16 protein-coding genes are annotated in these 17,060 nt (G+C 32.7%); 6 read left to right on the top strand and 10 right to left on the bottom strand.

What is annotated here, in order from left to right; translation table 11 throughout:
• Positions 1–32: 32 nt before the first annotated feature.
• The 9 genes from abc-f to pheA all read right to left on the bottom strand — a co-directional run bounded on the left by abc-f (position 33) and on the right by pheA (position 9,774).
• Positions 33–1,991 (bottom strand): ribosomal protection-like ABC-F family protein, encoded by a 1,959-nt coding sequence (gene abc-f, locus BN4220_RS11415; RefSeq protein WP_066716191.1) that lies wholly within the window; start codon positions 1,989–1,991, stop codon positions 33–35.
• A 288-nt stretch (positions 1,992–2,279) separates the two neighbouring features.
• Complete coding sequence (locus tag BN4220_RS11410; protein ID WP_066716189.1) at positions 2,280–3,212, bottom strand: immunoglobulin-like domain-containing protein; 933 nt, start codon at positions 3,210–3,212, stop codon at positions 2,280–2,282.
• A 14-nt stretch (positions 3,213–3,226) separates the two neighbouring features.
• Positions 3,227–3,523: a ribosomal maturation YjgA family protein gene (locus BN4220_RS11405; protein WP_278280724.1), complete on the bottom strand. Its 297-nt coding sequence runs from the start codon at positions 3,521–3,523 to the stop codon at positions 3,227–3,229.
• 278 nt (positions 3,524–3,801) lie between these two features.
• Positions 3,802–5,238 (bottom strand): methyl-accepting chemotaxis protein, encoded by a 1,437-nt coding sequence (locus tag BN4220_RS11400; RefSeq protein WP_066716185.1) that lies wholly within the window; start codon positions 5,236–5,238, stop codon positions 3,802–3,804.
• Positions 5,239–5,260: 22 nt separating this feature from the next.
• Positions 5,261–5,383, bottom strand: coding sequence for a phosphohydrolase (locus tag BN4220_RS20285; protein WP_197467924.1), 123 nt, complete (start codon positions 5,381–5,383; stop codon positions 5,261–5,263).
• A gap of 87 nt (positions 5,384–5,470) precedes the next feature.
• The gene (locus BN4220_RS11395; RefSeq protein ID WP_082812270.1) at positions 5,471–5,947 is read right to left on the bottom strand and encodes an ASCH domain-containing protein; all 477 of its coding nucleotides are present in this window, start codon (positions 5,945–5,947) and stop codon (positions 5,471–5,473) included.
• A gap of 331 nt (positions 5,948–6,278) precedes the next feature.
• Positions 6,279–6,413 (bottom strand): hypothetical protein, encoded by a 135-nt coding sequence (locus BN4220_RS20630; RefSeq protein WP_278280723.1) that lies wholly within the window; start codon positions 6,411–6,413, stop codon positions 6,279–6,281.
• Positions 6,414–6,861: 448 nt separating this feature from the next.
• The gene (locus BN4220_RS11390) at positions 6,862–8,478 is read right to left on the bottom strand and encodes a S1C family serine protease (RefSeq protein ID WP_066716183.1); all 1,617 of its coding nucleotides are present in this window, start codon (positions 8,476–8,478) and stop codon (positions 6,862–6,864) included.
• Positions 8,479–8,640: 162 nt separating this feature from the next.
• Positions 8,641–9,774, bottom strand: coding sequence for a prephenate dehydratase (pheA, locus tag BN4220_RS11385; protein ID WP_066716181.1), 1,134 nt, complete (start codon positions 9,772–9,774; stop codon positions 8,641–8,643).
• A 314-nt stretch (positions 9,775–10,088) separates the two neighbouring features.
• On the opposite strand from pheA, the gene BN4220_RS11380 reads away from it, so the two are divergent.
• The 6 genes from BN4220_RS11380 (at position 10,089) to BN4220_RS11355 (ending at position 15,648) form a co-directional block, all read left to right on the top strand.
• Positions 10,089–11,114, top strand: coding sequence for a DUF5050 domain-containing protein (locus BN4220_RS11380; RefSeq protein WP_066716179.1), 1,026 nt, complete (start codon positions 10,089–10,091; stop codon positions 11,112–11,114).
• A 266-nt stretch (positions 11,115–11,380) separates the two neighbouring features.
• Positions 11,381–12,085, top strand: coding sequence for a lantibiotic protection ABC transporter ATP-binding protein (locus tag BN4220_RS11375; protein ID WP_066716177.1), 705 nt, complete (start codon positions 11,381–11,383; stop codon positions 12,083–12,085).
• Between the two features lies 1 nt (position 12,086).
• Positions 12,087–12,821 carry a lantibiotic immunity ABC transporter MutE/EpiE family permease subunit gene (locus BN4220_RS11370; protein ID WP_066716175.1) on the top strand — a complete coding sequence of 245 codons (735 nt, stop codon included), beginning with the start codon at positions 12,087–12,089 and terminating at the stop codon, positions 12,819–12,821.
• Positions 12,821–13,570, top strand: a complete 750-nt coding sequence (locus BN4220_RS11365; RefSeq protein ID WP_066716173.1) for a lantibiotic immunity ABC transporter MutG family permease subunit — start codon at positions 12,821–12,823, stop codon at positions 13,568–13,570. Before BN4220_RS11370 ends, BN4220_RS11365 begins: the two co-directional genes overlap by 1 nt.
• Positions 13,571–13,624: 54 nt before the next feature.
• Complete coding sequence (locus BN4220_RS11360; RefSeq protein ID WP_066716172.1) at positions 13,625–14,287, top strand: response regulator transcription factor; 663 nt, start codon at positions 13,625–13,627, stop codon at positions 14,285–14,287.
• Positions 14,275–15,648: a sensor histidine kinase gene (locus BN4220_RS11355; protein ID WP_066716170.1), complete on the top strand. Its 1,374-nt coding sequence runs from the start codon at positions 14,275–14,277 to the stop codon at positions 15,646–15,648. The genes BN4220_RS11360 and BN4220_RS11355 overlap by 13 nt, the downstream gene beginning before the upstream one ends.
• 182 nt (positions 15,649–15,830) lie before the next feature.
• On the opposite strand, the gene BN4220_RS11350 is transcribed toward BN4220_RS11355, so the two are convergent.
• Positions 15,831–17,033: a class I SAM-dependent rRNA methyltransferase gene (locus tag BN4220_RS11350; protein ID WP_066716168.1), complete on the bottom strand. Its 1,203-nt coding sequence runs from the start codon at positions 17,031–17,033 to the stop codon at positions 15,831–15,833.
• Positions 17,034–17,060: the final 27 nt, after the last annotated feature.

Here is a 17,060-nt window from a genome sequence, read left to right as displayed (position 1 = left end):
TACCAACTAACATTACGAAATCTAACTATTTATTAAACCAATGCCCTCTCCCACGCCTCATAAGAAAGCTCCAACTCTTTCTCTAAATTTTCTTTCTCAATAAAAATCCTTGCCAAATATTCTGTATCCGAATTATGTTTGTTCATTTCATTCTCTAGTAATTGCACCTTTAATTCGATATCCTCTATTTTTCTTTCCAATAATTCTACTTTTTTACTATCTTGCTTCAATGTATTATTTTGTTTCACCGTATTTCTTTGTTTCCATACATTATTTTGTTTTGCTATATTATTTGACTTACCAACATCATCTATTTTCTGTGTCTGCTTTTTAGGCTCCTTATTCTCTAAGATTCGATTATTTTCTAATTTTCTTTTGGCACATTCATTTAAATAATAGTTATAATCACCATCATAAATGTCCATTACGCCATTTTTAAGCTCCATAATTTTATCCGCTACTTTGTTGATAAAATATCGATCATGTGATACAAACAACAGCGTTCCTTCATAGTTAATCAAGGTCTCCTCTAATACCTCTCGGGAATCAATATCTAGATGATTCGTAGGCTCATCCAATATCATAAAATTCACTTGTTCAAATGTTAAAGAACATAACTTTAAACGGCTTTTCTCACCACCAGATAAATTCTTAATCTTTTTAAATACATCCTCTTTAAAAAATAAGACTTTTGCTAATTGACCTCTAGCGATTTCATTTGTGATATTGTGTTTTCTCGAGAAGTATTCTAAAATCGTCTGTTCTTCATCTTCAAATTCTACGTGCTGTGGCAAGTAACCAATCTTTACCCCGGAACCAATTTTTATCACACCTGCATCGGGTTTCATTTCATCTAAAATTAATTTTAGTAAAGTAGATTTTCCACTTCCGTTTTTCCCTATAATGCAAGCACTCTCCTGATAAAATATATTTAAACTAATATCAACAAGTAGTCTTTTTTGTTCAAATGCCTTTTTAAGTTCTTCTATTTCTAGTACTAGTTTCCCAGTTCGATTTACAACATCAATCCCCAATCTTACTTTTCTTGAATCTAAAATTGGACGGTCTAAAACTTCTATTTTTTCTAAACGTTTTTCTAATTCTTTCGCTCGTTTATACATTACCTCACTGTCACGCATTTTACCCCAGATTCGGTATCGTTTGATTTGGTTTTCCATTCGCTCTATTTTCTTTTGTTGATTTTGATAATGGCTATAATCCATAAGAAATCTTCGCTCCTTCTCTAATACATAATAGCTATAATTCCCTTCATAAATATTAGCACGACTAAATTCTAAATCGATAATTCTACCTACTACGCGGTCCAAGAAGTATCTATCATGAGATATAATAAGAACGGATCCCTTATATTCTTTTAAAAAGCCCTCCAACCAGTCAATGGTTTCTAGGTCTAAATGATTGGTCGGTTCATCTAATAAAAGAAGATCGGGCTCCTCTAAAAGCAACTTTGCTAAAATCACTCTAGTCTTTTCACCACCACTTAAACTCTTAAATGGTAAATCTTTTAGATTTTCTGTTATATGAAGGCCTTCTGTAATCTTATTAATTTTAGTTTCTAAGTCGTAGCCACCTTCCAATTCATATTGTGAGGTTAATCTTCCGTAATAATTGATTGACTTTTCTAGTTCCACTCCTTCTAAGGACTCAAAGCTTTTTTCCAACGCTTTCATTTCTTTACTTATTGCACTTAACTTTTCAAACGCCATGCGTATAACCTCAATGGTCTTTATTTCCTCGCTATACACAGGAATTTGATTTAAATATCCTAGTTTTATATCTTTACGATAATTAATATCTCCTTCTTGATAATCCTCAAGGCCCATTAAAATCTTAAAGATTGTAGTTTTACCACATCCATTCCTACCAATTAATCCAATTCGTTCTCCTGTTTTAATTTCAAAGCTTATCTTTTCAAATATCTTTGTCGCACCGTAATACTTTGATAAATTATTTACACCTATTTCTATCATAAAATCCTCCTTTTGGACGCAAAAAAGCCCAAAGCCAATAAGCTTTGGGTGATTTCAAATTTATTATAATGAATCATTGCATCATTAAATATCTAGCTTGAATACTCCAAAATACCTATATGGTTTCTTGTAAATCTATTAAATTTGGACGCACTTATCCCCTTAACGAAAAATAGCGCGATCATAATAGATTCTAATTTTACCCATTTAAGTATGCGATTCATTTTGAGTATCCTTTCTTTTACATATATTTTCATGATATTCCATGTTTTCACTTTTGTCAAGGAATTAATAATTCTGTAGGGACTCTAGCATCTTTTGAACTGTTTTAAATTCCCTGTAACTTTCATCATAATCATCTGGATTTAATACAATATAATACCTTGAATATAATTTCACCTCTGGTATCTTATCTATTTCATTGTCTGCAAAGGACTTCCTATTCTCTCTCCACTGTCTGCTATGAAACATGGTAAGTACAATATCTTGATATGGTGTTTCTTGTGTCCAGTTCGGATGGCGTATTCTTACAATAACGTAATCCTCATCTAACCTTTGAAATATTTCATGCTTCTCACTTTCTTTATTTTGTTGTTCTTCAATTACTCGATACCCATCCCAATCTTTGGGTAGTTCTATAGCAAATCCATATTCCTCATTCTTATATTCAATTACAGAATCATCTAATACGGTTAGTTCACGCTCCTTATTTTTATTACCTACTGTAAAATAACCATAAACTTGGTACCTCGGATACCCTGACCTGCCATAGTCAACACCATTCAATGTATCTCGACTAAATGTAGCATTGATACGATATTTACCTGGAGTAAGGCCATCTGTATAATATTCTAGACTGTGACTCTGCCATCTTGTAGAATTTGGTTCCAAGATAAAACCTATCGCAGTGAAGCCATAATTTTTTGTAGTTTCTTTCGTTACCACTTTCCACTTATCATTGACTTTCTTCTCAAGAAGATATGATTGTCCATATGTCATTTGATCGTTTAAAGTATTAAACCACTTAACTCTAACGATAAGTGTTCCTTTTTCATACGTTTCATTTTCCGTTTCAATCCAAACTCCGCTTAGTTCATCAATACCTTCAGAAGCCTCCCGCCATTCACTTTCCATTTGATTTTCAGCTTTGTTACAGGCTGCAATACTCAATAAAGTTATATTAAGCAATAGAATGAAAAATATCCATTTTAGACGCATCATTACCCTATCACTCCTTATTTTATCTTAGAAGAAGATAATTTATGTTTTAATAGTTCAAAAATTGCTGCAATCGTAACACCAAACGTATATGCCAAAATATCTGACCACAAAAAGCCATGACCTAATATTAATCCCCCTATGGTTGTATTTCTTAAATTATTAATCCAGCCGGCTTGATATAATTGGCTCACCTCAATGAAATAACAAAATAGTAGACTTATTAAAAATACCCCTTTAAGACTCTTATGAATAAAGAAAAATCTCACAATGTAAAATATCATAACTGCCCAAAGTATATCCCCAACAAACAACGGAACTATTGATATCCTTCGTGAAAGTAAACCTAATAAAATAATGAAACAAATAATTAATACATATTTTACTCTGATATTTAATTGAATTGATTTAATATAATTTATAATAAAATTACTTCCTCTCTATAAATAAGCAAACATCTTTAAACATTGTTAATTAAATAATTTTAGTCTGCTTTCTTTTCATAGCAATTTTAGTTAGCTATAAAACTTCAACTTTTGCTTATTTACTTAAATTTGCTACTCCTTTGTCTTTATGCCCTTAACTTCTTTACTTAACTCTTAATCTCCAAATTATTAGCAAGGGTATTCACTTTGCTCATCTGCTCTTCTAAATCTTTAACAGCCAGATTTTGTTCATCAATTGTAGAGTTTATTGCACTAACCATTGCCGTATTTTCTTCACCCACTGCTACTAAATTATTCATTTCAGAGCTAATATTTTCGATTTCATAACCAACCTTATTGATAACCTCATGCTCTTCTTCCATTATCTTTCTTGCATCTTTCGTTGTCATATGTATTTCATCAAAAAGTTGTGTTAAAACATCTATTTCCAAAACTCCACCCTTAGCAGCTTCTGCTCCAGAGGATATCTTTTCTGCTACCTTATTCGCAACCTGTTGTAGCTGTGAGAGAATTGATTGAATATTTCCTGCTGCCTTTACGCTGCCTTCAGAAAGTGTTCGAATTTCTTCTGCAACCACCGAAAAACCACGTCCATGTTCACCTGCTCTTGCAGCTTCAATCGATGCGTTCAAAGATAATAGATTCGTTTGGCTGGCAATTCCGTTAATCTCATCTAAAATGGTGTGAATACTATTCATTCGGTCCATCAATTCATCTGTAACTGACAAAGCCTCCTCTACATCCGCTGACATAATATGAAGCTCACGTTTTGCATTTTCTACCCCGGCATTCCCCTTATCAACAGAACTAGAAACCCTAGTAAAACTCTTATCCAAAGTTTTAGCAATTTCTTTATTACGTGTTATTGCAGTGACAGTATTAAACACATTTTCATTGATATTTGTAATTCCCTCCATCATACTGTCCATTGCCATATTAATCTGATTTGCAGATTCTTTTACACTTTCAGCATATTCAGACACTCCAATCATTCGATTATTTCCAGTGATTACTGCATTATTAAGTTCTTTAGCTGTCAAAGATGTGAGCTCATTTTGTTCCTTTATTATTTGAAGCATTTCTCTTGCTTCTAAGACCATTTTTTCGCCACGTTTTGTTGTTAATGCCAAAATACATGTTACAATCACTAATAAAATCGTTTTCCCTAATGCGCCTGCGAGTGTTGAATTTGGCATTCCTTCAATATAATTTGGGTTAATAAACGATAAAATAAACATATAACCACAAATAGGGAATATTGCCATATAGATGTATTTTGTGACAAAATAACTTGTTGCCATACCAAGAATGACGTATAAAGCAAATACTGCAGTAGAACTTCCACCAATGAGTACGCTATACGTTAAAGCAGCCACACCTACTATCCACATCATTCCCATGACTTTAATGATATCTTTTTTAACAAAGAGATATAGTAGCGTTACTATCACCCCAGAGATAATAAGACAAGCGCAAGCTTTTATAGTATTATTATCAATTCCGTATTTTGAAATCGTTAGTCCAATTAAAACTACAATACAGCACATAATAATTATCCAATTATTTTTGTGATTTCTTTCCATGATACTCCTCCTAAGTACTTTTTTAATCTTTTACCAATACCCTTTCAATATGCCACCAATCATGTCCTGAACCCTCGCCTTCTAGCTTTTCTCGAACATACAACATTGTTTTCTCAATAATTTGTTGCTTCTCATCTTTGTTCATTTATTAAGATTCTCCTAATCTGTAGTTTCTTTAATTAATAACAGTTCTGTAGGCCATCGTTCTTTGTAATCCATTTTTAACATAGATTTATACCTGATATACAACTGAAAAATCTTCAAATATAACTGGCATCTCTTCCCTAAATTCGTATCCCAGATCTTTTCCTTCTTCTGTAAAAAATTTAGTATGTCCTTTCTTCCAAGATTCTAAGCTATCATCTTCACCTTCTCGTTTACAGATATCATAGGTCATCTCTGAAAAAGGAATAATTGTGATTGCGGTCGTTTCAATAACACATTTCGGGACTCCATCCCAATCTGTAACAATACTTAGATCACCTACCTTAGGTATGCATTCTCCACTTACTTCATATCCCCACAAACTACTAGCTGTGGCCCTTTTTTGCCCACTTAAAACAAGTTGCAATAACTCATTAGCACTCTTCTTCGTTAATTCGAAATGAAATGCATCCAAATATTTTGTTTTAGCATCTCTATTAGTTTCACGTAAGAATTTACTCCAAAATTCATCTATGCTTTCCTTTGAAAATTTTTGAGTATCCATTATTTTACCACTTCACTTTCTTATCTTCACTTTTACTTATCTTCACTTTTCTTATCTTTACTTTTCATATTTTTACTTTTTATATGTAACTGAAGTTCGTTAATCTTATACTTCTATCCTATTAATTACATGAATTGTTATCTTTTTTATGTAACTTATTAATACCAGCCTTTAAAGGTAAATACAACAATACTAATATTACAAATAATATTAACTTAGAATATATCAACACCTTTGTACTTGTAATACTATTTACCAAAACAGAGGTTGGTCCGTCTGACGCACCGATTACTCCAATACTAGCGGCTTTCCCTATACTAAAACCATTAAACTAATTAGCGAAACCTATGAATAAATTCGTTATAAATAATTTTCGCGTAATAATATCGCTAATAAAAGCAATGATTACAATACTAAATGATAAAATGATATGCTTCCAAAACTTCCACTCACAGTTCTTTTTCATCTTATTTGCCTCCTATTTCATCTCTTTTTTTACTACCTGCTCTACAATTACTTACGTCTATCACATGATTGATACGTTTGTGAGTTTTAGCAAATAAATTAATCCCTACACATTTACGTAACTCACTTTATAAAATACTACTTTTATCCTTTCTATAATACTGTAAATATTCTCCTGAATCAATAGTATAAAAGAAGTTGTCCTTGATTTCAATCAAAAAAGGCTATCGAACAAGCTCCTTTGTTTCATTCCACTATTCTATGTCCTTCCCCCTTTTGTAAAGGTGAGACATATTATACAGTCCTATGAAACCTAGTTTGTTCGATAGCCTAATAAATAGATACTATTTTTACATATTAATCAAATTTACTACGATATGATTAAATTTTCCTTATCTTTTTTTACTTCTTATTTTACCTTAACTTTTTATATATCTTATTCTATATTATTATCTTGATTGTGCTGGACGATTACCAAGTGTTACATCTAAAGTCTTCTCAGTATAAGTACCGTTTTCCAATACGCTAACTTTTACTTCAACCTTAGTTCCAGCTCTTGTATAGCTTAGATAACTTTGTAATTGATCCGCATCTTTAATTGTTTTACCATTAATACTTGTAATGATATCTCCTTTGTGTAATCCAGCTGCTTCTGCAGGGGAACCTTCTACTACAGATAGGACATAAACACCAACTGGCATATTAAATGCTTGTGCATAGCTTTCATCTACGGTCTTAGGTTGAATTCCAAGATAAGCACTTTCAGACTCATCTAAATCTTCACGATTCATTAAATCATTGATAATTGGGATTGCATCTGAAATAGGAATCGCATAACCAATACCTTCAACACTTGTATCTGCATATTTTACAGAGTTGATTCCAATTACTTCACCATTGGCATTTAACAAAGCACCACCACTATTTCCTGGGTTGATAGCAGCATCTGTTTGTAATAGATTTAGAGTAGTATCTTCAACTGAAACTTCACGGTTTAATGCACTGATATATCCAACAGTAACGGATTGACCATATCCAAGAGCATTACCAATTGCAATTGCTAATTCACCAGTTTTTACTTCATCTGAATTACCTAATGTAGCTATTTTAATATTATTTCTAGTATCTTGTGTTAAATCATTAATATCTACTGCTACTACAGCTAAATCAGAAGATGGCTCAGCACCTTTTAATTTTGCAATCGCTTTTGTATCATCATTGAAAACAATTTCAATTGCAGTTGCACCACTTACTACATGGTTATTTGTAGCAATCAATATTTCATTATCGTTTTGGCCGATAATAATACCAGAACCACTACCAGATACTTCATTTTCATAAGCTCTTCCAAAGAAATCATATTCAGTCTGTGTAGAAGAAGAGTTAATTGCTACGATTGCAGGCATTGCATTCTCAACAACGGAAGATACATCCATTACGGTAGTTTTTGTAGTTGATGTAGCAATTGCACCACCGTTTGTAGATTGATCCTCATTTGCGGAATCAGTTACATCTCCCTGGTTGGTTTCAACAACACTAACATTTTTCTTAAATCCACCTTGATTTACAAATTGGAAAGTGCCACCTGCAATCATTCCAAATACAGCTGCTGCTGCCATTAATCCAGCCACTTTTTTAAAGAATTTACGTGCCTTTTTCATTTTTGGAATCTTCACCTTCTTTTCATTTACAAAGCTTGCATTAGATTGATTAACAGAATCTTCGTTATTAATTTTTTCTTCGATATTACTATAAGTATCTTTTACCTGCTCTGTCTCTGATTCAGAATATGTTTTAACATCATTTCTAACTTCATTCAAATTCGAATCATCATTACTACTATACATGATAAAGTTAGTTGTATTACTTGGAACTATTTCTTCCATTTGGTTCTTTTGTTCAAATTCATTATTTCTTAATTCAATACTGTCATTGATACCATCGTTGCTATTCATTACATTATTGTCAATGATTACATCGTTTTGATTCATTTCATTATTGCTATTCATTGCATTGTTATTCATTTCATTGTTGTTTTCATTATTGAAAAAATTATCATCTCTCATAAGTTTTTCTCCTTTCAAACTCTTTATTTCAGCACTAAGTAATGTTTCATTTTTATATCTTAGTGATTTCTTGATCAACCTTATGTCTATAGTTTAACCGTATATTGTGTACGAATTGTGTTTAGAGTTTGAAAAAAATATGAAAACATAGAGTAATTCTAATTAGGTCATGGATTTATAATTACCAAGAACCTTCATTTCAAGGGCCTCTGCTTCAATACCAAGGAGTGTATTAACAACTGCTGGGTCTTCTATATTTCCTTCAAAATCTACAAAAAATCGATATTCAAAGTTTCTACCCGCTAGAGGTCTAGACTCAATCTTTGTCATGTTTAAATTATTGTAAATAATATGTGATAGCATATTATAAAGACTACCAGACTCATGTGGTAAGGAAAAACAAATACTTAATTTATCTGCGCCCTTTTTATATTGTTTTTTATTAGTTATAATGATAAATCTTGTTGAATTTGTATCTTCATGATTGATGTGCTCTGCAAGTACTTTTAAACCATATGCTTTTGCTGCTCGAATACTTCCAATCGCAGCTTTTGATTTATCATTATCCTGCATAACTTTTTTCGCACATCCAGCAGTACTTCCATGTTCCACTGTCTTCATATTCGGATATTTTGATAAAAATACTTTACTTTGCATAATTGCCTGTGGATGTGAATATACAGTTTTAATATCTTCAAGAGTCGCATCAGGAAGAGCTAGCAACGCATGATCTACTTTAATTACATGTTCTGCCACGATATAATTATTAAATTCAACCAATAAATCATAACTATCGGTAATTCCACCAGTTGTAGTATTTTCAATCGGTAAAATACCATAATCTGCTCTTCCTTCTTTTACTGCTGACATTACCTCATAAAAGGTATCTGCGGGATAGCTCTTAACTAATGTACCAAAACATTCTTCCATCGCTTGCTCTGTGTACGCCCCTGTGGTCCCAAAATAGATAACTTTCGTATTAGCATCCTTTGGAAGATCTGCAATTTGCTCATAAGGAGCATCTTTATTCTCCATTATCATTGCGTACTGAAGTTTTCTACTCATTGACATAATCTGCGTGAATAACTCCTGTACCCCATGACGATTAAAATCATTGCTACATAACGATGTTACAGATTCTATCTTTTGTTTTTCTCTCGCAACATCTAAAACCTCTTTCCCGATACTCTTTTTATATTCAGCAACCTTTTTCGCTATTTCCATTCGTTGTTCAAATAATTCCACAATCTGTTTATCAATCTTATCAATTTCTTTTCTACATTCTTGTAAATCCATTGTATATTCCTCCATCCTATGTATTTATGGATATTTAATTTATTATACCTACCCTACCATTAATTTGCAATGTGTAAATTGCTTCTCAAACACTAAAAACAATAGGAGTTACATATATAAAATTTTATTTTACGACAGTCCCTTTTATCATACTTAGTTACTATTTGCAATTTATTCCATTCAATTGTATAATATTTTTATATATAAATTTGTAGGATAAGTTCGAAAATTCATTTCAAATAAAATGGATGAATCTTACATTCGTATAAATTTTAACTAAACATAAGCCTTTCGATAAGGAGAAATACGAATCAATGAATAACACACTTAAAAAAATTATTATTGCTATCATTATAGCTGCTGCCCTTATCTGTTCTATCCTACTATATTATCGTACAACTCGTACCTCCTTAAATGAAGGAGACGTGATTGGAAATACTGCCGGAAATCTCTATAATGGAGGATTGTTTTGTGAGTACAACGGAGTCATTTATTTTAGCAACATGAATGACGATGGTGCTCTTTATCAGATGAACTTAAATTGTACTGATGTTAGAAAAATTCATCCAAATAAAGTTAAATATATTAATGCTGATGCTAATTATCTCTACTATTCAAAAGTAAATTATTCGAAACAAAAGCATTCTGATAATATATTCGAGCTTTACAATGCTGGAGTTTATCGAATTGATAAGAATGGTAAGAATTTGAAACTGCTAAATAAAGATCCTGCTGGTGTTGTAAGCCTTTTTAAAAACACATTATTTTTTCAACATTACAATACAAGTGAAGGATTAACCTTTTATAAAGTCAATATTGATGATACCGATGAAAAGAAATTATATGATGACCCAATTGTTCCTGCCTCTTATATCAATGGTGAAATGTATTTTTCCGGAGCCTCCTTTGACCATGATATTCATGCACTTAATATGAATAATTTAAGTGTTCGTACTGTTTATACTGGTAATACATATATGCCAATTGCAACCAATGATTGGATTTATTATATTTCATTGGAAGATAATTATAAATTGTATCGAATTGATCTTAATGGTGAAAATAAAACTCTTATCGTTGACGAATTTGTATTTACATATAATATTAGTCCAGATGGAAACAAAATTTATTACCAAGTTGATGGAGGAGATAACAATCGAATTGAATGTTTAGATTTATCTTCCATGACAACTAAAACAATTCAACAAGGTGATTTTAAGGAAATTCATGTGACTACTAATTATATATTCTTTCTTGACTTTAAAGAAATAAATGTTTATGCATATGATCCTGTAACTGAAAAACTTAGTACATTTCATGCACCTGTCGTTGATGAATAGAAATGGAGTAATTAGCCGTGGTCCAGAATTTATAAATCTGACTACGGCTAATTTTATAACTTTCCTCATTTGTAACATACCTTTTAATAACTTTCCATTCTAACGTTCTTCATTTGTAACTTCCTTTCTATCTAACTTTCTTTCATTGTAGCTATTTCTATCACGAAATAACTACCATACGTTAAATAATATTTTTGAATCTTTATGAAATCTTCAAAATTACCCCTTATCCTATTCTTGAAATCAAAAGAAAGGACTTAGATATTATGAATATGATTTTAAAAACCACTGACCTCTGTAAAAAATTCAAGGGGCAAATAGCGGTCAACAATGTATCGCTGAATATAGAAAAAAACTCTATTTATGGGCTGCTTGGTCCAAACGGTGTAGGCAAGTCTACAACCCTAAAAATGATAACAGGTATTTTAAAACCCACATCAGGAAGCATTGAATTTGATGGTCATATCTGGAAGCGAGATGATCTTAACCATATCGGGGCTTTAATCGAAATGCCACCTCTTTATGAAAACTTAACTGCATATGAAAATCTGAAAGTTAGGGCCACTCTACTTGGCCTTGATGATTTAAGAATTGAAGAAGTTCTGCAAATTGTACGGTTAACTGATACAGGTAAAAAAAGAACCGGACAGTTTTCCCTCGGTATGAAACAGCGACTTGGGATTGCACTAGCCTTATTAAATCATCCAAAGTTATTGATTTTAGATGAACCTACCAATGGTCTTGATCCCGTAGGCATAGAAGAGCTGCGAGAGTTAATTCGTTCTTTTCCCGAAAAAGGTATTACGGTTATTCTCTCTAGCCATATTCTTTCTGAGGTACAACAAATTGCTGACCATGTAGGCATTATTTCTGGGGGTGTTTTAGGTTACAGCAGCAAGATAAATCCTAACGAAGATTTAGAGAAGTTATTTATGCAAGTAATTAAGGAGAATAGAAAGGCTGGTGAATGATATGTTTCGTTTAGTAAAGGCTGAACATCTAAAGTTACAACATACGTTTGGAAGAATTCTTACGGTAATTGCACCTGTTATTACTTTATTGCTAGCGCTATTTCTGACAGGTGGTGTACATAATGCCTTTCCTGCGGGTGCATGGAATTGGTGGTATATTATGCTACTACCTGGAATGTTGGCTGTTTTTTGCTATCTTTCCATCAAAAAAGATAGGAAAATCAAATACTATAATATTTTATCACTTAATATTTCACCAGAAAAATGTTGGATTGGTAAAATCATTTATAGCACCTTTTTATTATTGTTTTCTAATAGTATTATTTTTTTAGGTACCTTAGTTGGAGGATCAGTTCTTGGAACTACAATTTCCCCCTTTGGTGGATTTAGTGGCGCAATATTATTAAGTATAAGCTATTTGTGGGCAATTCCTGTCTACTTGTTTTTGAGTGCCAGGTTCGGTATGTTTGCAAGTATTTTTACAAGTATGGTGCTTTCTGTTAGTGGTGTTGTAGCACTGGCAGATACTAGCTTATGGTGGATTTTTCCTTTCTCCATTCCAATCCGCTTAATGTGTCCGACACTAGGTCTACTGCCAAATGGTTTGCCAATTCCTACTGGTAGTAACCTTAACAATACAAATGTTATTCTACCAGGAATATTACTTTCTCTGTTATGGTTCTTTACGCTAACTTTTCTTACCTCAATTTGGTTTAAGAGAACGGAGGAAAAATAATGAATCTATTTTTTCGTTGTTTTATATCTGAAGTACGTAAGACAAAACGTTTGGCTATTGGGAAAGCGCATTTCTTAATTCCTTTGTGTATTGCTGTCGTTTTTCTTGCTTATTATGCATATACTCCTTGGGACGCTTATAGTAAAATTCAGGCCTACTTTCAGGTATTAGGAATTGGATTCCCATTTCTAATTGGTCTGTTCTGTGTGTTACTTGCTGAGCAAGAGTTGTCGGCTGGACAATTTCAGGTAATGTTATCTGCGCCCAAAAGATTGCCTATGTTTTTTAGTAAGCTTTTCTTACTCATACTTTTAGGGACATTTTCTATCTTTTTGGCAAGTGTTTTCTTTGGTGTGGGATATCTATATTTTTTTCAGGCATCCATGGTGAATTCTTTATTTTATATAAAAGCTGCGCTAATACTTTTAGGCAGCAATATATTTTTGTATATTTTACATTTTTTTTTGTCATTACGCTTTAATAAAGGAATATCCATTGGTATAGGAATTATAGAAAGTTTAATTTCCGCATTATTTCTTACTGGAATGGGCGATGATATTTGGTGCTATGTTCCTTGTGCATGGTCATCTAGGCTTGTTACCTATGCCCTCACTGTAGCAAATGGACAAGAACTACATGAAGCAGATTACAATATTGCAATTTTTATGTGTATTTTCATCACAGTAAGTGCAATCATTTTATTTAGTATCTGGGTTTGTCGCTGGGAAGGACAAAATACCAGTGATTAAACTTTACTAACAAAGGTATCCAGCGTATAATTCTGATGAAGGGAAGTGATTAGTATGGCAAATATATTGGCGGTCGATGACGAGTTGGCAATTTTGACTATGATACAGAAAATTTTAAGTAAGGATGGGCACAATGTAACGACAATTTATGAACCAGCAAACGTTCAGAACCTCAATCTGTGTTCTTTTGATCTTATTTTATTAGATGTAATGATGCCAAAGTTAGATGGTTTTACTTTGTGCAAAGAAATCCGCGGTCACGTAGATTGTCCTATTTTATTCCTGACTGCAAAAACAGAAGAAAATAGTTTGGTTTACGGCTTAGAAACTGGTGCCGATGATTATATTAGTAAACCATTTGGAGCATTAGAACTTCGCGCAAGAGTGACCGCCCATTTAAGGCGTGAGCATCGTGAACATACTACAAGACTCTCTTTTTCAAATTCCTATTTTAATCTTTCTGCAAAGCAATTAATTATCAATGAAAGTATAGCTCCATTGACCAAAGGTGAATACCAGATATGTGAGTTTTTAGCACGAAATACAGGACAAGTATTTTCAAGAGAGCAAATATTTGAACATGTTTTCGGATTTGATAGTGATAGTAATGACAATACGATATCTACACATATTAAAAATATTCGTATAAAATTGGAGCATATGAACTACTCACCAATCAAAACGGTTTGGGGGATAGGATACAAATGGGAAGAATAAAAATTAAAAAACGAGAGATTCCTCTTAGTATGTTTTATTTAAAATACTTCTTTTACCTGTTTCTTAGCGTAATACTAATTGGAATTCTCTTAATTAGCTCCTTTAGTTATTTAATTGCAAACGACATGATTTATCCCGCAGATTTCGCACAGGAACAAGCTAACGCTGCTTACGACCAAATTTTAAAAGCGGATGAAGTAAAGGAGACTATGATTCCTGATTTGTGTCAATATATCGTATTTGATACAAATGGAAGCATTAAAGCTGGTAATATTGAGGGAAGTGGCATAAAAAATGCATGGGCGGCAGTACAAGGGCGTACCTCTGATTTTAGCGAAAATTATTATAAAGTAGTTCAGCGTGTCAATGAATATTGCGTGCTTCGATATAAAATCACCCCACAATTTAAATCCACAACCTTGCGAAAATATCTCATGCCACCACAAACGATGTTTATAGTTACTGCATTATTATTAATCCTATTAAGCGTGATTGTCACAGCTATTCGCTTTGGATATATGATGCACAATAAATTACGTTCACTCACTTTTGTAACAGAGAAAATCCAAAGTCAAGAGTTGGACTTTTCTATTGAGCGTGGCAATATAAAAGAAATAAATGCAGTTTTAAACTCAATGGATAAAATGCGCAAAGCACTAAAGAATTCTTTGGAAAGACAATGGAAATTGGAGCAATCAAGGAAAGAACAAATATCCGCATTAGCTCATGATCTAAAAACTCCGTTGACTCTTATTCGTGGAAATTCTGAACTACTGTACGATACAGAGCCTACTGCTGAGCAATTAGAATGTATTGATTACATTAAGGAAAGTTCTTTACAAATGCAAAATTATGTGCAGATGTTAATAGAAATCACAAAATCAAATGACAGTTTTCGACCGCAACTACAAGATATTATGATAGATGGTTTTATACAAGATGTTCAAAAACAGGCAAAAGGATTATGCACTGTGAAAAATATTCAATTACGATGGGAAACTACTTATGAATCGCAGCATTTTTCTATTGATCCCCATTTATTATTAAGAGCACTTAATAATGTAATGTCCAATGCCGTTGAGCATACTCCATCCGGGGGAATCGTTACGTATAAAGTAAGTGAGGACAATGGTTATATTGTATTCACTATAAGTGACACCGGTATGGGATTTTCATCAGAAGCATTAAAGCATGCAACCGAACAATTTTATATGGATGATCGTAGCCGTAATTCTAAATCTCATTTTGGAATTGGCCTTTATGTAGCTGATTCCGTTGCAAAGCAACACGGTGGATTACTTATTTTAGAAAATTCTAAAAGTACACATGGAGCAAAAATTATAATTAAAATTCCTCTCTAATCTCGTATGAAGCATGTCAGCCTTTTTTAGTAGTAACATAAAGGAGCTGTCGCTAAATAAAGTTTTTATCTGTAACGCCTAATGTCTTTCGTGTTATGAGACAGGTTTAAAATTCTGTCCCATAGCATAAAAACATTGTCTACATATAAAAATAATTATTTTCGACAGCCCCTTTTTATAACTTATTTTTCATTACATACTTGGAAAATATAAAATTTCAAGTAATAAGACTCATCTGCAGCCCATAAAATTGGATGATCTGGTGCCTGCGTACGATACTCCACTTGACGTAAGCGTTTGTGAACATTTTTAGCGGCTTGTCCAACCGTCTCTGTAAATAATTCAGGAGTCATAAAGTGAGAGCAAGAGCAGGTTGCTAAAAATCCTCCATCTTTTAATAACTTCATTGCTCTAAGGTTAATTTCACGATATCCCTTAATCGCATTCTTCACAGAATTTCTTGATTTCGTAAATGCTGGTGGATCAAGTATAATAACATCAAATTTCTCACCTGCTGCTTCTAATTCTGGTAATAATTCAAATACATCCGCACATTTAAACTGAACAATTTTATCAAGTCCATTAAGCTCTGCATTTTCTCTTGCTTGAGCTACTCCCAACTCAGAAGCATCCACTCCTAATACGCTTTTTGCACCGCCAATTCCTGCATTTAAAGCAAAAGAACCAGTATGAGTAAAGCAATCTAGAACTTTCGCATCCTTACAAATTCGTTGAATTGCAAGACGATTGTATTTTTGATCTAAGAAAAATCCTGTTTTTTGTCCGTCTTCAACATCCACGATATATTTAACACCATTTTCAACGATTGTAACTTTTGTGTCGAAAGGTTCACCAATAAAACCTTTGATTCGTTCCATGCCTTCTTGTAATCTTACTTTCGCATCACTACGCTCATAAACACCACGAATCTTGATGCCATCTTCTTCTAACACTTTCTTAAGAAGTGTTAAAATAGTCTCTTTCATACGATCAATTCCAAGTGCTAAAGATTGTACAACTAAAACATCTGAGAATTTATCAATAACAAGCCCAGGTAAAAAATCAGCTTCTCCAAATACAATTCTACAACTACTGATATCTACTGTACTTTTTCTATAATTCCACGCATCTCTCACTCTTTGTAAAAGAAATTCTTCATCAATTTCTTGTCCTTTGATTCGAGACATCATACGAACTGTTATCTTAGAATTTGTATTAATAAAACCTGTTCCCATGCAATAACCATCGAAATCATTTACTGTTACCAAATCACCATTGGTAAACTCGCCTTCAATCTTACTAATCTCATTGTCAAAAACCCAAAGGCCTCCTGATTTTAAGGTTCTTCCCTCACCTTTTTTTAAAACTACTACTGCTTTTTCCATGAATTATTGCCTTCCATTCCTTTTTTA

It is taken from the genome of Clostridium sp. Marseille-P299, assembly GCF_900078195.1.
In the GTDB taxonomy this organism is placed as follows: domain Bacteria; phylum Bacillota; class Clostridia; order Lachnospirales; family Lachnospiraceae; genus Lachnoclostridium.
This window is presented reverse-complemented; position numbering and strand designations above follow the sequence as displayed.

What these genes read in the sequence shown, in the direction of transcription:
- BN4220_RS11400 (WP_066716185.1), bottom strand. Translation starts at nt 5,238, where the DNA reads ATGGAAAGAAATCACAAAAATAATTGGATAATTATTATGTGCTGTATT.
- BN4220_RS11350 (WP_066716168.1), bottom strand. Translation starts at nt 17,033, where the DNA reads ATGGAAAAAGCAGTAGTAGTTTTAAAAAAAGGTGAGGGAAGAACCTTA.
- BN4220_RS11355 (WP_066716170.1), top strand. Translation starts at nt 14,275, where the DNA reads ATGGGAAGAATAAAAATTAAAAAACGAGAGATTCCTCTTAGTATGTTT.
- BN4220_RS11375 (WP_066716177.1), top strand. Translation starts at nt 11,381, where the DNA reads ATGAATATGATTTTAAAAACCACTGACCTCTGTAAAAAATTCAAGGGG.
- BN4220_RS20630 (WP_278280723.1), bottom strand. Translation starts at nt 6,413, where the DNA reads ATGAAAAAGAACTGTGAGTGGAAGTTTTGGAAGCATATCATTTTATCA.
- BN4220_RS11410 (WP_066716189.1), bottom strand. Translation starts at nt 3,212, where the DNA reads ATGATGCGTCTAAAATGGATATTTTTCATTCTATTGCTTAATATAACT.
- pheA (WP_066716181.1), bottom strand. Translation starts at nt 9,774, where the DNA reads ATGGATTTACAAGAATGTAGAAAAGAAATTGATAAGATTGATAAACAG.
- BN4220_RS11395 (WP_082812270.1), bottom strand. Translation starts at nt 5,947, where the DNA reads ATGGATACTCAAAAATTTTCAAAGGAAAGCATAGATGAATTTTGGAGT.
- BN4220_RS11370 (WP_066716175.1), top strand. Translation starts at nt 12,087, where the DNA reads ATGTTTCGTTTAGTAAAGGCTGAACATCTAAAGTTACAACATACGTTT.
- BN4220_RS11360 (WP_066716172.1), top strand. Translation starts at nt 13,625, where the DNA reads ATGGCAAATATATTGGCGGTCGATGACGAGTTGGCAATTTTGACTATG.
- abc-f (WP_066716191.1), bottom strand. Translation starts at nt 1,991, where the DNA reads ATGATAGAAATAGGTGTAAATAATTTATCAAAGTATTACGGTGCGACA.
- BN4220_RS20285 (WP_197467924.1), bottom strand. Translation starts at nt 5,383, where the DNA reads ATGAACAAAGATGAGAAGCAACAAATTATTGAGAAAACAATGTTGTAT.
- BN4220_RS11390 (WP_066716183.1), bottom strand. Translation starts at nt 8,478, where the DNA reads ATGAGAGATGATAATTTTTTCAATAATGAAAACAACAATGAAATGAAT.
- BN4220_RS11380 (WP_066716179.1), top strand. Translation starts at nt 10,089, where the DNA reads ATGAATAACACACTTAAAAAAATTATTATTGCTATCATTATAGCTGCT.
- BN4220_RS11365 (WP_066716173.1), top strand. Translation starts at nt 12,821, where the DNA reads ATGAATCTATTTTTTCGTTGTTTTATATCTGAAGTACGTAAGACAAAA.